This window comes from Marinobacter sp. DSM 26671, assembly GCF_900112835.1.
GTDB classification, from domain to species: domain Bacteria; phylum Pseudomonadota; class Gammaproteobacteria; order Pseudomonadales; family Oleiphilaceae; genus Marinobacter; species Marinobacter flavimaris.
On record NZ_FONF01000005.1, the window covers coordinates 226,498 to 242,391 of the forward strand.

At 57.4% G+C, this 15,894-nt stretch carries 12 protein-coding genes; 5 read left to right on the forward strand and 7 right to left on the reverse strand.

The features are described from left to right. Positions 1–3: 3 nt before the first annotated feature. A complete protein-coding gene (gene epmA, locus BM035_RS07860; protein ID WP_092031021.1) occupies positions 4–972 on the reverse strand; it encodes an EF-P lysine aminoacylase EpmA in 969 nt (322 codons plus the stop codon). Positions 973–979: 7 nt separating this feature from the next. Next, positions 980–1,555, reverse strand: coding sequence for an elongation factor P (gene efp / locus BM035_RS07865; RefSeq protein WP_092031022.1), 576 nt, complete (start codon positions 1,553–1,555; stop codon positions 980–982). A gap of 45 nt (positions 1,556–1,600) precedes the next feature. On the opposite strand from efp, the gene epmB reads away from it, so the two are divergent. From epmB to BM035_RS07880, 3 genes are all read left to right on the forward strand, one after another. Then, positions 1,601–2,641 carry an EF-P beta-lysylation protein EpmB gene (gene epmB / locus BM035_RS07870; RefSeq protein WP_008174110.1) on the forward strand — a complete coding sequence of 347 codons (1,041 nt, stop codon included), beginning with the start codon at positions 1,601–1,603 and terminating at the stop codon, positions 2,639–2,641. A gap of 222 nt (positions 2,642–2,863) precedes the next feature. Next, the gene (locus BM035_RS07875; RefSeq protein WP_092031024.1) at positions 2,864–4,669 is read left to right on the forward strand and encodes a GTPase; all 1,806 of its coding nucleotides are present in this window, start codon (positions 2,864–2,866) and stop codon (positions 4,667–4,669) included. 108 nt (positions 4,670–4,777) lie between these two features. Continuing rightward, complete coding sequence (locus BM035_RS07880) at positions 4,778–6,862, forward strand: EAL domain-containing response regulator (protein WP_092031025.1); 2,085 nt, start codon at positions 4,778–4,780, stop codon at positions 6,860–6,862. A gap of 11 nt (positions 6,863–6,873) precedes the next feature. Here the strand turns inward: BM035_RS07880 and serB are convergent, their stop codons facing one another. Next, positions 6,874–8,106 carry a phosphoserine phosphatase SerB gene (gene serB / locus BM035_RS07885; protein WP_008174104.1) on the reverse strand — a complete coding sequence of 411 codons (1,233 nt, stop codon included), beginning with the start codon at positions 8,104–8,106 and terminating at the stop codon, positions 6,874–6,876. Continuing rightward, positions 8,099–10,408 (reverse strand): DNA topoisomerase IV subunit A, encoded by a 2,310-nt coding sequence (gene parC, locus BM035_RS07890; RefSeq protein WP_092031027.1) that lies wholly within the window; start codon positions 10,406–10,408, stop codon positions 8,099–8,101. Before parC ends, serB begins: the two co-directional genes overlap by 8 nt. A gap of 278 nt (positions 10,409–10,686) precedes the next feature. Here parC and BM035_RS07895 point away from each other — a divergent pair, with 278 nt between their 5' ends. After that, positions 10,687–10,944 (forward strand): hypothetical protein, encoded by a 258-nt coding sequence (locus tag BM035_RS07895; RefSeq protein ID WP_053112721.1) that lies wholly within the window; start codon positions 10,687–10,689, stop codon positions 10,942–10,944. A gap of 116 nt (positions 10,945–11,060) precedes the next feature. Here BM035_RS07895 and BM035_RS07900 read toward each other — a convergent pair whose 3' ends face one another. Further along, positions 11,061–11,642, reverse strand: a complete 582-nt coding sequence (locus BM035_RS07900; protein ID WP_053112722.1) for a YceI family protein — start codon at positions 11,640–11,642, stop codon at positions 11,061–11,063. Positions 11,643–11,713: 71 nt separating this feature from the next. Further along, on the reverse strand, positions 11,714–12,259 hold the full coding sequence (locus BM035_RS07905) for a cytochrome b (RefSeq protein WP_053112723.1): 546 nt from the start codon (positions 12,257–12,259) through the stop codon (positions 11,714–11,716). Positions 12,260–12,784: 525 nt separating this feature from the next. Between BM035_RS07905 and BM035_RS07910 the strand changes: the two genes are divergently transcribed. After that, complete coding sequence (locus BM035_RS07910) at positions 12,785–14,071, forward strand: EAL domain-containing protein (protein WP_039882022.1); 1,287 nt, start codon at positions 12,785–12,787, stop codon at positions 14,069–14,071. Here BM035_RS07910 and BM035_RS07915 read toward each other — a convergent pair. Next, positions 14,066–15,844 (reverse strand): SLC13 family permease, encoded by a 1,779-nt coding sequence (locus tag BM035_RS07915; RefSeq protein ID WP_008174090.1) that lies wholly within the window; start codon positions 15,842–15,844, stop codon positions 14,066–14,068. The two genes, BM035_RS07910 and BM035_RS07915, sit on opposite strands and share 6 nt — an antisense overlap. Positions 15,845–15,894: the final 50 nt, after the last annotated feature.

The following is a 15,894-nucleotide window of genomic DNA, read 5'->3' on the forward strand; positions in this document are numbered from 1 at the left end:
GGCTCAAGCCCGCTCGAACGGAAACGCCAAAACCTCACGGATGTCCTGGACTCCCAGCTTGAGCATCAGCAGCCTGTCCAGCCCGAGTGCGACACCGGAGCACTCGGGCAAGCCCTGATCAAGCGCAGCGAGAAAAGCCTCATCCAGCCCCATTTCAGGCTTTCCGGATCGCTTGCGCAGCTCGTTATCAGTCTCAAAGCGCAGCCTCTGTTCTCCTGGATCGGTCAATTCCCAGTAACCGTTACAGAGCTCCAGACCATCAACATAGAGTTCAAAACGATGCGCGGTCTCATAGCCGCTAGACTTCGAAACTCTGGCCAGTGAAGCCTGCGAGGCCGGATATCCCGTTATAAATACGGGCCTGCCCCGTCCCAGATTCGGCTCCACGGCAAAACTCATCAGCAGATCGAGGCAGCCATCCCGACCAAGGTCAGCCAATTGCTCTGGCTCCAGCCACTCCTCACAGCGGCGCATCAGTTCACGGTCCGTCGCTGCGAACGGGTCAATGTGCGCCCATCGCCTGAGTGCCTCGCGATACTGAATGATTTCCGGCCGCTCGCAGCCCAGCCAGCCGCAGACAAGGTCCGACACCTCAGCCATGAGCGTCACATCATCAAAGCCTGTCCGATACCATTCGAGCATGGAGAATTCGGGGTTGTGACGACGCCCCTGTTCGCCATTGCGGAACACCCTGGAGATCTGAAAAATGGATCCACAGCCGGCCGCAAGCAATCGCTTCATGTGGTACTCGGGAGACGTCTGGAGCCACCCGCCTTTGCGTGTGCCGGCAGAAACCTGCGCGGGGATGCCGTCAAGATTGACATCAGTAACGCCACATCGCCCAAGCACTGGGGTTTCGACTTCCAGCACTCCTCGCTTCGCAAAAAAGCCGCGCACAAACGACAGTTGTTGTGCGCGGCTTTTCAGGGCAGCCTGCGAGGCAGAGGGCTGCCAGACAGGTTCGCGGGTCATGACCGGATCAACTGCTCTTTACCCGGCTCACGTACTCGCCAGAGCGGGTATCAACCTTCAGGATTTCGCCGATGGTGATGAACAGGGGTACGTTGACAACCGCACCGGTAGAAAGTGTTGCCGGCTTGGAACCACCCTGGGCGGTGTCACCTTTCATGCCCGGATCGGTATCAACCACCTCAAGTTCAACGAAGTTGGGGGGCGTTACGGACAGCGGCGAGCCGTTGTAGAGCGTTACCGTATAAACGTCCTGCTCTTTCAGCCACTTCAGCGCGTCGCCAACCGCTTTGGCATCAGCCGGGTACTGCTCGAAGGAACCGTCAGTCAGCATGAAGTGCCAGAATTCACCGTCGGTATAGAGGTATTCCATGTCCTGATCAATGACATCTGCGGCTTCCAGACTTTCGCCGGACTTGAACGTGCGCTCCCAGACCCGGTTGGTCATGAGGTTACGCAGCCTTACCCGGTTGAAGGCCTGACCCTTCCCGGGTTTGACGAACTCATTCTCGAGAATGATGCAGGGGTCGCCATCCAGCAAAACCTTAAGACCGCCGCGAAATTCGTTGGTAGAATATGAAGCCATGAAATGTCCACCTGACAAAATGCTGTTTAGAATTCGAAGGGCGTTATGATACAGCGAACCCCCGCCCGTATAGAAGCCCACCTTTCCGACCACGAACAACGCAGCTGGCAGCAACTGCTGTCGGGCGCTGTTAAGTCGCCGAAGGAGCTGCTCCGCCGCCTGGAGTTGCCCGAGGAACCGTGGCTTGCAGGGGCAGAACAAGGCCACCGGCTTTTTCAGATCCGGGTACCTGAACCCTTCCTCAACCGGATGGAAAAGGGCAATCCGGCCGACCCTTTGCTTAGACAGGTGCTTCCGCTGGCGGACGAAGCCGGCCACGCGCCCGGTTTTGTCAGCGATCCTCTCGAAGAATCCGGCGCCATCGCCACCACCGGGCTCATCCGCAAGTACCGCAGCCGTGCCCTGCTCATGGTGACCGGACAGTGCGCGATCAACTGCCGGTACTGCTTCCGCAGGCACTTTCCCTACGACGAGCAACGCCTGAGCCCTCACGACCGGCAGCGGGTAATTGATACCCTTGGCGCCAGCCCGGAAATCAACGAAGTCATCTTCAGCGGCGGCGATCCCCTGGCCGTCAATGATCGCCTACTCAGTCAGTGGGCAAGCGCTATCAGCGGGATACCCCACATCCGCCGGCTGCGCCTGCATACCCGCTTGCCAGTTGTGATTCCCCAGAGGGTTTGCGACGAGTTACTGAAGTGGCTGTCGACGACTCCGCTCCAGGTAGTGATTGTCCTGCACATCAACCACCCGGCAGAGATCGACGGCCCCACTCGCCGTGCGCTCGGATACCTCCGGGCCGCAGGCGCAACGCTCCTGAACCAGAGCGTGATCCTCAGGGGTGTAAATGATCGAACGGCGGTGCTTGAAGAGTTGAGCGAGACCCTGTTTGATGCGGGCGTCCTGCCCTATTACCTGCATGCATTTGATCCAGTGACAGGCGCTCACCATTTCGACGTATCCGATGATGAGGCCCGAAATCTGGTGCGTGAGCTGCTGGCGCGCCTGCCCGGTTTTCTGGTGCCGAAGCTGGTGAGAGAAGAGCCTGGCAAGGAAAGCAAGACCCCGATCAACCTGTTCCCGTGACCGGTTTCGCAAAAAACGGCCCAAATTCACTTGTCAAAGATTGTCAACTCATGATCTTCTCGCTTTTTACGACTGGTTTGCTACTTTAAAGTCCAGTACCGTTAACGATAAAAACATGTATTTACGGCGTTTTCCTGACAGGCCGGCGGACACCCGGTAACCGCCAGCCAGGCAGGGCCAACCCCGGAATACCACCTGTGGTCCAGACATTGGCATGCATTCATGGAAGGTAAGACCCTGAAACCTGATCTCCGCGTTCCCGAACAGAAAACGGCCAGCCTGTCGTTCTGTGACACGACGCCCAAGGCGTTCCGGGTCTGGATAGACCAATTGCCGATGGCCAATATCGGCGAGGTGTCACGACAGCTTTACCACGCCATTATCGAACTGAACCACCTTTTCCTGGCGCCCCAGCAGCGCATGCAGTTCCTGGAATTGATTCGGGAAAAGATTCATTTTGTCTGTAATGAGCTCTCCCGCCACTACCTCGGTCTTGCCGTGGCGCTGCCCGAAAAACAAAGGAAGATCGCAAATCTGTCCCAGGCGCTCCAATTACATCTGGCCGGCGGCTACAAGCTGTGCGTTCTGGAGTTTATCGACAACGGGGGACTGGACAAGAATCGGCGCCAGATTGCCACAGCCGCACACCGGGCCATTTCCGAGCTGTCGGCAACTATTCTGAGATCGCACCAGCTCTACTGCCCGAGCCCCGCCCAGAGCTGGCTGGAGTGTCACCGTCTATTCCGGTTTGCACACCGCAACAAGCTCTCAGTGGTTCAGGTGGATGACGACACACTTCAGCATCGCCGCAGCAGCTCGGTCGCCGACAGCTACAAGCGTATCCTCCTGCTGGGCTGCGCGCGCCCGAATCAGCTTCGGCAGGCTGAGCTTCTGCACGTCTATGAACTCTTCGAATCCTGGACCGACCATACCCGATGCGGACCGGATGTTGAGGACGACAGCCTCTTTGTAATCAACATGGAACGGGACAACCCGCCGGTTTACCGCAGCCTTCTCGAACAGAAACCAGGTGACGACAGCTTCGGCTTTGATACCCGGGATCTCTCGGCGATGCTGTCGGAGACGCTCCATGCCCGTCGCGAGCACAAAGATACCGACCACGAACTTCAGGTGCCGGCAAAGGTAAGCGACACCCTGCTCACCCACCTCAGCCAAGCCCTCGGCATTCTCGCGAAGCGGAACTTCAACCGCATCGCGAGCCAGGGGTCCCTTGAAGTCTGCGCGGGCCTCACAGCCGCGCACTACTTCATTGCCGGCGAGAAAACCTTTACGGAATTCGTGAATGGCAACGACAACGGCCATCATGAAGAAGAAAACCTGTTCGCACGGTCTTCGCGCCAGAAGCAGGACGCCTGGTCGGGCGCCCACGACGCCAGTCCCAGCGACGAACGGCTTCACGCCGGCGACACGCCGATCAACTTTAAGGGTTCCTACGGCAACTCCCAGGCCCCGTCGACCGACCGGAACCGGCCAAAGTCACACCACTCTTTCCTGATCAACACCAGCCCCGGTGGCTACTGCGTTGCATGGGAAAGCAATGTGCCTCCGTCATTGCAAGCCGGCGAGGTTCTGGGCGTTCGTGAGCAAAGCTCACATCCCTGGAGCGTGGCGGTGGTGCGCTGGATTCGACAGATCAAGAACCAGGGCACCCAGGTGGGCATTGAGCTGCTCGCACCGAGCGCTTCACCCTGCGGTGTGCGCCTGATCCAGAAAGTGGGCAACAGCAGTGAATACCTGCGCGGCCTGCTGTTACCGGAAATCAGCGTGGTCAACCAGTCAGCCACACTGATCACGCCTCGCCTGCCATTCCAGTCGGGGAGTCGCATCTCCCTGCTCCATGATGGCCGGGAAGATCAGGGTCAGTTGTCTCGCAAGGTGTCCTCCACTGGCAGCATCAGCCAGTTCGAGCTCAAGCTGCAGAACGCGGCAACGCTGAATGCTGGCGCACCGCCTGCATCCTCCGGAGCCAGCGAGGACGAATTCGACTCGCTCTGGCCATCTCTATAAGGTCTCCAAACTGAGACACCGGAAGCCCGCAGAGGGTTGTTATTGATCGGCAACCCCTGCATCATTCAGCGTTAGTGAATGAACCGTGTATCACGAGATGCCCTTCGAATGCAGAAAAAGAACGCGACCGTACACCTGCTGATCCTGGATCCATCGCAAAACGATGCCGAATCACTGGTCAGCCTGCTCCGTAACTCCGGCAAGGCTACCCGAGCCCACAGAATCACCTCGGAAGAAGATCTGGAAGAAACGCTCAAGGCCGGAAACTGGGATTTGCTTCTGGCCCGCGACCTGGAGCAGGAATTTTCGGCCGACGACGCCCTCGCCATGATCCGCCGGATGGACAAGGACATTCCGTTCATTCTCCTGACGGAAGAAGAAAGCCGGGAGCGCACAGTAGGCATGATGAAGGCAGGCGCCCAGGATACGGTGTCGTTCGAGCACACCGATCTTATTGTGCTGAAGGTCAATCGTGAGCTGGCAGCTCTTGACGAACGTCGCCGGCGCCGTGTTCTGGAGTCCCATCTGCGGGAAGCGGAACAGCGGTGCCAGTTGCTGCTGGAAAGCTCCAAGGATGCGATTGCCTACATCAACGATGGCATGCACATCTACGCCAACCAGTCGTACATGGAGTTTCTCGGGTACGATGACATCGACGATCTAATCTGCGTTCCGGTGCTGGACACCCTCACCCCGGAAAGCCAGGAGAAGTACAAGGAATTCATGAAGTCGTTTGCCGAAAAGGGCGAAGACGGCATGACCATGAATTGTACGGCTCGACGCAGCGACGACCACGAACTGAACGTGACCATGTCGGTCTCGGCCGCCACCTACGACGGTGAGGAATGCACGCAGATCGTTCTGCAGCCAGAGCACAGCGATGCAGAGCTGGAAGAAAAGCTGCGCCAGATCAGCAGCCAGGACCTTCTGACCGGGCTGTATAATCGTCAGTACCTGATGGATGCACTCGCTGAAGCAATCGCCAACGCCGGCAAGAAGAATGAAACCGGTGCACTCGCCTACATCGCCCTCGATAACTTCATGAGCATGAAGGGCCAGGTGGGCATTTCCGGCGCCGACCTGCTGCTTGGTGATCTTGCAAACCTGCTCAAGGAGCAGGCCGGTGGCGACCTTGCCCTGGCCCGGTTGAGCGATGATGCCTTCAGTCTGCTGAGCCAGCCCTGCGATGAATCTACCATGGCAGGGCACGCAGAGCGCATCCGCAAGGCGGTTGAAGACCATCTGTTTGATATCAATGGCCGCACGGTCCAGTTGACCGTGAGCATCGGTGTCGCCGCGATTACCGAGAATTCGCCGAAGGCCGAGGAACTCATGGCCAGGGCCCATACGGCATCGGCGGAAGTACGAAAGCTCGAAGGTCATGCAGAGGGCAACGGTGTGGTGGTCTACAACCCCGCCGACTTCGAGGCTCTGGATCAAAGCAATTCGGTGGAGGCGATTCAGAAAGCTCTGGAAGAAAACCGCTTCCGGCTGCTGTTCCAGCCGATAATCAACCTGCGTGGCGAAGGCGAGGAACATTACGAGGCCTTCGTGCGCATGCTCGACAAGGACGATGAGGAAGTCTCACCCTATGACTTCCTGCCGCCAACAGGTCCGAGCGACACCGCGATCAAGATTGACCGCTGGGTTATTCTGCAGACCATCAAACAGCTGTCCAGCCATCGCTCACGGGGCCACGATACCCGCCTGTTCCTCAATGTGACGGCCGAAACCCTGCAGGATAAAACCTTCACTCCCTGGCTGAGCGTTGCCCTGAAAGCCGCACGGCTGCCGGGCGATTCCCTGATTTTCCAGATCCGGGAAGGCGATGCCAACAACTACATGAAGCAGGCGAAAGACTTCACCAAGGCGGTGCACGAGCTTCACTGCAAGGTATCCATCTCCCAGTTCGGCTGCGCCCTCAATCCGTTCAACACCCTGAAACACATCGATACGGACTATGTGAAGATCGATGGTTCCTTCACGGAAGAAATCCAGAAGAGCGACGAGGCCAAAGAACAGGTCAAGGAAATGGTCAAGAGCCTGCAGTCCAGCGGCAAGCTCACCATCATCCCGCTTGTGGAGAATGCCGGCGTTCTCGCCACCCTGTGGCAGGCCGGCGTGAACTATATTCAGGGCTACTACCTGCAGGCACCAGTACCTGAAATGAACTACGACTTCGGCGACAACTGAGCCTGAACGGCTCAGAAGTCGGCGTTTTCCAGACTCTGATTGGTTTCGCTCTCACGGAAACCAATCAGGTACAGGATCGCATCCAGCCCCAGCGTCGAAATCGCGTGGCGCGCTGATTCCTTGACCAGGGGCTTGGCGCGGAAAGCCACCCCCAGGCCGGCCTGGCTCAGCATTGGAAGGTCATTGGCGCCATCACCGACGGCAATAACCTGTTCCCGGGAAATATGCTCTTTCTCGGCGATTTCCAAAAGCAGTTCTGCCTTTCGCTTGCCGTCGACAATCTGCCCGGAAACCTTGCCTGTGACCTTGCCATCCTCAATTTCGAGTTCATTGGCGTAGATGTAATCGATACCGAGTTTGCGCTGAAGGTGGCGCGCAAAGTAGGTGAAGCCGCCCGACAGGATTGCGGTGCGATATCCCAGCGCCTTGAGACTGAGGATCAGGTGCTCTGCACCCTCGGTCATCCGCAACCGCGAGGCGATTCCCTCGAGGACCGATTCATCCAGGCCTTTCAGAAGTGCCAGGCGCTCGGCAAAACTCTGGCTGAAATCCAGCTCGCCCTGCATGGCCCTTTCGGTAATCTCTGCCACCTGCTCCCCGACTCCGGCCTCCGCAGCCAGCTCGTCGATCACTTCGGCTTCGATCAACGTGGAATCCATGTCAAAGACCACCAGCCGGCGATTGCGGCGGAAGATGGAATCTTCCTGGAAGGCGATATCCACATTCATTTCGCCAGCGATATGCAGGAAATCCGCCCGAAGTTTCTCAAGATCTGATGGTGTGCCCCTTACCGAGAACTCGACACAGGCGATACGATTGTCTGCGGCATTCAGCGAGGGCCTGGCAGACAGGCGTGAGATGTTATCGATGTTCAGACCATGACGCGCCGTGATGGCGGAAACCCGGGCAATCTGCTCGGCTTTGATGTCCCGGGCAAGCAGCGTCACGATGTAGCAGGCCCGATTCCGGGCCGCGGCCCAGGATTGGTACTCCTCGACGGTGATCGGTGCGAACCTGACCTGCAGATCCAGAGCGTGTAGCCGGAACAGCAGGTCACGAATGACGGGCGAGGATTTGGACTCATCCGGAATCTCGATCAGGATGCCCCACGTCAGGTGGTCGTGGATGACCGCCTGTCCGATATCCAGAATGCGCACATCATAGCGCCCCATGATGCCGGTGATTTCCGACGTCAGACCAGGCTTGTCACGCCCGGAGACATTAATCAGGACCAGTTCACTCACTGTCGGTACCCTCGCTGTCAGAGCCCGCCTCTTCCTGCGCTCGTGCGGCGGAAGGAATCACGTCAATGCCATCCACCCGCTGCAGCCCTCTGGGCAGTTTGTGGCCGCGACGGCCTCGTTCACCGAGGTAGTGTTCAAGATCACTGAACTGTAGCCCCATCTTGCGCTTACCAGCACGTATCTCCAGCTGGTCATCCTCGGCAAATACTGCTACTGCCACCACATATTCTTCACGGTTCTGAACCCTGGCAGAGGGAATGCTGATGATCTTGTTGCCTTTACCCTTGGCCAGTTCCGGCAATTCGCTCAGCGGGAACACCAGCATCCGTCCTTCGTTGGACACCGCCCCCAGATACAGCGTTTTCTCGGTCGTCGGTATGGTCAGTGGAGGCATGATCCTCGCGCCCTTGGGGACACTGACTACTGCCTTGCCATTGCGGTTCTTGCTGATCATGTCGTTCAGCGACGTAACAAACCCGTAGCCACCGTCGGTAACCAGCAACGCCTTACGGGACGGATCTCCCATCAACAGGCCTGAGAAGCTGGCACCGGAGGGCGGGTTGATGCGCCCTGTAAGCGGCTCACCCTGGCCTCTGGCAGATGGAAAACTGTGAGCCATCAAGGAATAGGCCCGCCCGGTAGAATCCAGGAATATCGCCTGCTGGTTGTTCCGTCCCCGAGCCGCGAGGGAGAAACGGTCACCGGCTTTATAACTCAGACCTTCCGGCTCAATGTCATGCCCCTTGGCGGCGCGAACCCAGCCTTTTTCAGACAGCACAACCGTAACGGGGTCGTTCGAGATCAGGTCCACTTCACTGAATGCCTTGGCCTCCTCACGCTCGACTATCGGTGAGCGACGGTCATCGCCAAAGGTCTCGGCATCGGCTTGCATCTCGCTCTTGATAAGTTCTCGCAGGCGTTCCTCGGAACCCAGAATGGATTGGAGCTCATCCCGTTCAGCCGCGAGCTCATCCTGCTCGCCCCGGATTTTCATTTCCTCAAGCTTGGCCAAGTGGCGCAACTTGAGTTCGAGGATGGCTTCCGCCTGGTCCGGGGACAGACCGAACCTGGCCATCAATTCGGCCTTGGGCTTGTCTTCAGTGCGAATGATCTCAATCACCTCATCGATGTTGAGATAGGCGATCAACAGGCCTTCCAGAATGTGCAGGCGTGCAAGCACCTTGTCCAGGCGGTGCTGGAGACGGCGGATGACAGTGGTGCGCCGGAAGGTCAGCCACTCGGTAAGGATCTGGTGCAATCCCTTCACGCCCGGTCTGCCATCGTTGCCGATCACATTGATGTTGACCCGATAGGTTTTCTCCAGATCGGTGCTGGCAAACAGGTGCGCCATCAAACCATCCAGATCAACCCGGTTGGATCGGGGCACGATCACCAGGCGGGTCGGGTTTTCATGATCGGATTCGTCACGAAGGTCCGCCACCATCGGTAGCTTCTTGGTCTGCATCTGATGGGCAATCTGCTCCAGAACCCGGTTGCCAGAGACCTGGTGCGGCAGATCCGTAACCACGATCTCACCACTCTCGCGGATCCACCGTGCCCGCATCCGCAGCGATCCGCGGCCGGTTTCGTACATCTGCCGGATGTCTTTCCGGGGGGTGATGATTTCTGCTTCAGTCGGAAAATCCGGGCCCTTGATGTGTTCACAGAGCTCTTCAACCGTCGCTTCCGGCTGATCCAGCAAACGAATGCAGGCCGCGGTGACTTCCCGCACATTGTGCGGCGGGATATCCGTGGCCATACCAACCGCAATGCCGGTGGTGCCGTTCAGAAGCACATGGGGCAGCCGGGCAGGCAGCACCGATGGTTCATCCATGGTGCCATCAAAGTTGGGCACCCAGTCCACCGTTCCCTGCCCCAGCTCTCCCAGTAGAACTTCCGCAAACGGCGCCAGGCGAGATTCGGTATAGCGCATGGCAGCAAAGGATTTGGGATCGTCCGGGGAGCCCCAGTTACCCTGCCCGTCCACCAGGGGGTAACGATAGGAAAAAGGCTGGGCCATCAGCACCATGGCTTCGTAGCAGGCGCTGTCGCCATGGGGATGGAACTTACCCAGTACGTCACCCACGGTACGGGCAGACTTCTTGTACTTGGAAGTGGATTTCAACCCCAGCTCGGACATGGCGTAGACGATCCGCCGCTGAACCGGTTTCAGGCCATCGCCGACATTCGGAAGTGCCCGGTCAAGAATGACGTACATGGAGTAATCGAGATAGGCCTTTTCCGTGTAATCCCGGAGCGAAACCCGCTCGAAGCCTTCATCCGTTGTCTGAAACTCTGGCATGGATGCCTCTTTGATTGCCTGTGTTGCCTGATTTGAATACCGTCGGTGATGCTACGCCCTGGCCCCGGAATAATCACCGGTTAGCAGGAGCGCACATTATATGGAGCAAGGCGCCGATACACCAACAACCTGCGGATTTATTGGCCAAAACTGCCGAGGTGTCGCACAGACGTCTGATTCCAATAGCGGAATTCCCGCATGGAGAGTCCGTAAGGTGAGCCGTATGCTCCGTCGAAGTGAATAGAAGACCGTTTTACTTCTCTGACAAGCGGAACACTATGAAACCCAACATCAAAGCCTGCGGGCAAGCCATGGTGACAGCCATGGTAAATGCGGTTCTGGCGGTGGCACTGATGCTCCTCGTGGAGTTTGCAATCAGCGGCAGCTTCCAGATTCCCGAGCCCTACCTTTGGGCGGGTTTGCTGATCTGGCTGGTCATCTTCGCGGGACAATTCTGGCGCCAAAGGCACCTGTGCAAATCTTGTGAAACAGACAGGTCATCGTCAGATCATCCACAGAGCGAATCCACGCTCTGAACCAGCCAGAATGCGGCATTTGTATTCACGGACAATCATGATGCATCGTAGAGGGGAATCCTGAAGTGAGGTTCCGGGCCTGCGCCCGGAACCCCCTCTGACAGGGTCAGCCAGTTTTACTGCCGGATACCTTCGACAGAAATGATGATCTCGACAGTCTCGGAGGCCTTGCCGAGATCCATCGGGATGCCAAAGTCTGTCAGGCGAAGCTCGGTTTCCGCTTCAAAACCCATACGGTAGCCACCCCAGGGATCGTCCCCGTGGCCAAGCATTTCGGCATCGAGGGTCACTTCTTTTGTCACACCTCGGAGGGTGAAGTCGCCGATGATATCGGCCTCGCCTTCTTCATCCAGCACCACGCGCTTGCTCTTGAACGTTGCTTGCGGAAATTCGTCCACATACAGGAAATCTTCGCTGCGCAGATGCTTGTCGCGCTCGGCGTGATTGGAATCCACACTCGCAGTATCGATCGTCACGTTGACAGTGCTGTTCTCCGGATTCTCGGCGTCGTAGACAAACTCGCCGTCGAAATCGTTAAAACGACCGTACAGCCAGCTGTAGCCAAGGTGGGAAATCTTGAAGGTAATGAACTGGTGAGTGCCCTTGGTATCAAACGCATAGGTGCCGCTGTGCTCGTTGGCCTGGACTGCACCGACAAGTGCCATCGACACGGCAGAGGCAAGCAGTACTTTTCTCATGGTTATCTCCCTTATTTCATTGGTGCCCGGCTTCCGGACGTTACAAGATGAATACACAGGCCGCAGTCGGATCACTTCCCTAACATACGCCGCAATGTTCGGTCGCGATCAAGCAAATGGTGTTTCAAAGCGCCCGCCGCATGAACTGCGGCGAGGCCAACAATTGCCCAGGTGGACCAATAGTGAACAGTCCCCGCGGTGTCTTCCATACCCTTGATCTGGCCAGTGACTGAAGGCACCTCAAACCAATCGAACACACTGATTGAAGAGCCATCCGCGGTGGATATCAGGTAGCCACTCACCATGGCGACGAAAATCAGCACATAGAGCAGAAAATGCGCCATGTGGGCACTGCGCACTTCCCAGCGTGTGTGGCCAGGCAACGGCTCCGGCGAAACATTCGCCGCTCGCCAGACCACCCGGAAAACCATCACCATCAACAGAAGAATACCGATACTTCGGTGGATGTCCGGGGCTCTGCGATACCAGTCATCGTAATAGGACAGTTCCACCATCCAATAGCCAAGCCCGAACAGGCCAAAGACAACCAGCGCTACAAGCCAGTGGATAATAATCGCCACGAGACCGTAGCTGGCTGACGTGTTCCTGATTTGCATGATGAGAATTCACCCTGTTCCTTGGTTACATCGTTAAGTCCAAGTCTAGAAACTTGGTTGTGCGAAAAAAATCAAAATCTTTTGCAGCGGTACATCAGAAATTCTGACTATTCGCCCGGGCTTTTGCCTTTGGTCGCATAGGGGTTTTACGGATTGTTCAAAATTATAGTAACGATAAGATTGGCCCATACTTGATTGCCCCGTCTGGGGCCTCATTGACCGAGAGGACAGGACATGGAACTCGAATTCGACGAAAGCGTGGTTGTACCCAGCAATAACTGATTTTCTGGCGGTCCGTCCGGACCGCTGGGCTCCCCTCTCTTCTTTCCCCTTGCAGACCCTCAAAGATACAAACCGTTTCCAGTTTCTAAATGAAACAGTGGTAATAAACGCGGTTTTTTGGCAATCTTCCTTCCAACTATCAGTAACTTCCCGATTTTTCAGGCGAAACCTGTACTGATAAAAGACAGTTCAGACGCCAGACTGGGGCGACTGATGCGTTCGTTAAATCAACCAGAATCATCTATGTCGAGACGCCTCCCTGAAAAGCTGACAGCTCCGGAAGTGGACCTGTTGTCTCCTATGCTGAACAGGGACGGTGACACATGGACCGCAGATTTTCGCGGACTGACGTTGAAAACAGCGCTCCAGCCGATCTACAGCATTTCACACAAACGTATCGTCGGCTATGAGGCCCTGATCCGGGCCTTTGATACGGATAACTCCGCGGTACTGCCGCTGCACCTGTTCCAGCTACCGGCTTCCGAGGCGGAGAACCTTCTCCTTGACCGCCTGTGCCGCTATCTGCACATACGCAATTACAGCGGCATCCGCGATCAGCTGAACTGGCTGTTCCTCAACGTTTCGCCCCAGGTGGTAACCAGCGGCAGCCAGGCCGATTCGTTCTTCGGACAGCTTCTGGCCAAAACCGGCCTACCTCCACACCGGATTGTTATGGAAATTGTTGAGCAACCCACAGACGACGCCGAAAGGCTTCGGGAAACGGTTGCCTATTACAAGAAACTGGGCTGTCTGACGGCCATTGATGATTTCGGTGCCGGCCACTCCAATTTCGAGCGGATCTGGAACCTGTCACCCGACATCGTGAAACTGGATCGACAACTGCTTACCCGTGCGACAGATGATCACAAGGCTCGCCAGATTCTGAACGGCATCGTGTCACTGCTGCACCAGTCCGGCTGCCTGGTTCTTCTGGAAGGCGTGGAAACCCGTGATCAGGCAATGATTGCGATCGATGCGGGCGTGGATTTCGTTCAGGGCTTCTATTTCCGCAGACCGAGCACAGACCTCGACCAACTGACCCACTCACCCGCCGATTTCGATCATCTGTTGCAGGAATACAAAACCCGCAACCAGGTTACCCTGGATCCGACCCGGCAACTGGTGGACTTTTTCAGTGGCTTCTTCGACCACGCAATCACGAAGCTTCGCAGCGGGATGAGCATGCAGCAATCCTGTCTGGAATTGTTGAACCACCCAGCCGTTTCCCGCTGCTACCTGGTCGACGACAAGGGCGTTCAGATGGACGACACCCTGGTTTCCGATGCGGGCACACGCAGTATGGACCCGCGTTTCAAACCCCTGGAGAGCACCAGCAGCGCCGACTGGTTTCGCCAGCAGTTCCTTCGCCAGGCGCTGGCTCAACCGGAAAGCCTGCACGTAACCGCCCCCTACCTTTGCGTCACCGGAGCCTATATGTGCGTGACCCTGTCACTGGGGTACTACCAGGACGGCAAGCTTCAGGTGCTGTGCTGCGACATTCTCGCCAACCCGACCGAACAGCGCTCATAGACCGGGAGTGATGTCGTAGACCACGGCAATAACCACAACGGTAACGGCACCAACAAACACGTTCATGGGTAAACCGACCCGTACAAAATCACTGAACCGGTAACCACCAGGCCCGAATACCATCATGTTGGTCTGATACCCCAGCGGCGTAGCAAAGCTGGCGGACGCGGCCATCATCACCGCGATCACAAACGGCTCGGCGGCCACGCCCATACTGTTAGTCATCGACAAAACGATTGGAATGACCAGGACCGCCGCCGCATTGTTGGTAATAACCTCAGTCAGGACCGACACCACGAGATAAACCAGCAGGATCGTTAACAGGACGTCACCCTGACTGAACTCAAGGATGCCTGCAGCCACAAAGCCTGCCGCCCCGGTCTGCTCCAGGGCCGCGCCCATGGCAAAGGAGGCCGCAATGGTAAGGATCACCGGCACATCCACGGACTTCTGGGCCTGGCCCACCGAGCAGCAGCCAGTCAGAATCATTCCTGCGGCGCCCAGCAGGGCTGCATTCAGCATGCTCAGGGTGCCACAGGCGGCGAGCCCTACCAGCACCAACAGGATTCCCCAGGACAGCCAGGCCCGGTCATGCCGGGGCGTCTCGGTTTCCAGATCATTAATGAGCAGGAAGTCCTTGTTGTAGCGCTGCCGACTGACAAACGCGGGGCGGGCTTCGAGAAGCAGCACATCGCCAGGTTTGAGGCGGATATTCCCCAGGTTGCCGGAAACACGCTCCCCACCCCTGGCAACGGCCAGCACAACAGCACCGTAACGGTCCCGGAACCGGGCGTCGCGAATGGTCAGCCCCAACACATCGGACTGGGGCGACAATGCCGCTTCAACCAGACGCCGTTCCGCCCGATCCTTGCTCAAGCTCGGCTCGTCTTCATGGACTGACGGGACGATACCGTTTATCCGCAGGAGGTCGGAAATGGCCTGGGTATCACCGGCAAACACCAGACGATCGCCACCCCTGAGTCGCTCCTCCGAGGGCACCGCCGTAACCACGCTGCCATCGCGTTCGATCTCAACCAGATACAATCGCTCAAGCTCCCGGAGCCCGGCTTCACCAACAGTCTTGCCGACCAGCGGCCCGTCAAACGACACCGCGACCTCCAGGGTAAACTCCCTCATGGAGCCAAATTTCTGCTGATCCTTACGATCCGGAAGCACACGGGGCATAACAAGCAGCAAAGCGGCCACGCCGATCACCGCCACCGGCAGCCCGACCGCCGTGATCGAGAAAATGGAGAAGCCCTCTTCGCCGGTTAGCTGCTGGTACTGGCCGTTGACGACCAGATTCGTGCTGGTGCCGATCAGTGTCAGGGTACCCCCGAGAATGGCGGAGTAGCTCAGGGGAATCATCAATTTGGACGGTGAGATACCGATCTTGCGGGACCACGCATGCACCGCCGGGATCATGGTGGCGACAACCGGGGTGTTGTTGAGAAAACCACTGAGAAGGGATACCGGGAGGGCAATCCGTGCCTGGGCAGAACGAACGGTCTTGGGATTGCGAAGCAGGTGGTGCACCAGCAGATCGACACCGCCGGAATGATGAATGCCCGCAGCCACCACAAACATGGCAACCACGGTGATCAGACCACTGTTGCTGAACCCGGCGAGCGCCTGGTCCGCGGACACAATCCCGCTGGCACTGAGCACCACGAGCACACCCATCATCACCAGATGGGGCGCAAATCGCCCTGCACTCATCAGTATCAACGCGGTGCCTGCGAGGCCCAGCGCAAACCAGCCCTGCCAGTCCATCAACGGTTCTTCCCGATCAGAAAACTGGCAGGATAACGACTTTGCAGAAG

Excerpts from the sequence above, each read along its gene's own strand:
- epmA (WP_092031021.1), bottom strand. The coding sequence starts at position 972 with ATGACCCGCGAACCTGTCTGGCAGCCCTCTGCCTCGCAGGCTGCCCTG.
- efp (WP_092031022.1), bottom strand. The coding sequence starts at position 1,555 with ATGGCTTCATATTCTACCAACGAATTTCGCGGCGGTCTTAAGGTTTTG.
- epmB (WP_008174110.1), top strand. The coding sequence starts at position 1,601 with ATGATACAGCGAACCCCCGCCCGTATAGAAGCCCACCTTTCCGACCAC.
- BM035_RS07875 (WP_092031024.1), top strand. The coding sequence starts at position 2,864 with ATGGAAGGTAAGACCCTGAAACCTGATCTCCGCGTTCCCGAACAGAAA.
- BM035_RS07880 (WP_092031025.1), top strand. The coding sequence starts at position 4,778 with ATGCAGAAAAAGAACGCGACCGTACACCTGCTGATCCTGGATCCATCG.
- parC (WP_092031027.1), bottom strand. The coding sequence starts at position 10,408 with ATGCCAGAGTTTCAGACAACGGATGAAGGCTTCGAGCGGGTTTCGCTC.
- BM035_RS07895 (WP_053112721.1), top strand. The coding sequence starts at position 10,687 with ATGAAACCCAACATCAAAGCCTGCGGGCAAGCCATGGTGACAGCCATG.
- BM035_RS07900 (WP_053112722.1), bottom strand. The coding sequence starts at position 11,642 with ATGAGAAAAGTACTGCTTGCCTCTGCCGTGTCGATGGCACTTGTCGGT.
- BM035_RS07905 (WP_053112723.1), bottom strand. The coding sequence starts at position 12,259 with ATGCAAATCAGGAACACGTCAGCCAGCTACGGTCTCGTGGCGATTATT.
- BM035_RS07910 (WP_039882022.1), top strand. The coding sequence starts at position 12,785 with ATGTCGAGACGCCTCCCTGAAAAGCTGACAGCTCCGGAAGTGGACCTG.
- BM035_RS07915 (WP_008174090.1), bottom strand. The coding sequence starts at position 15,844 with ATGGACTGGCAGGGCTGGTTTGCGCTGGGCCTCGCAGGCACCGCGTTG.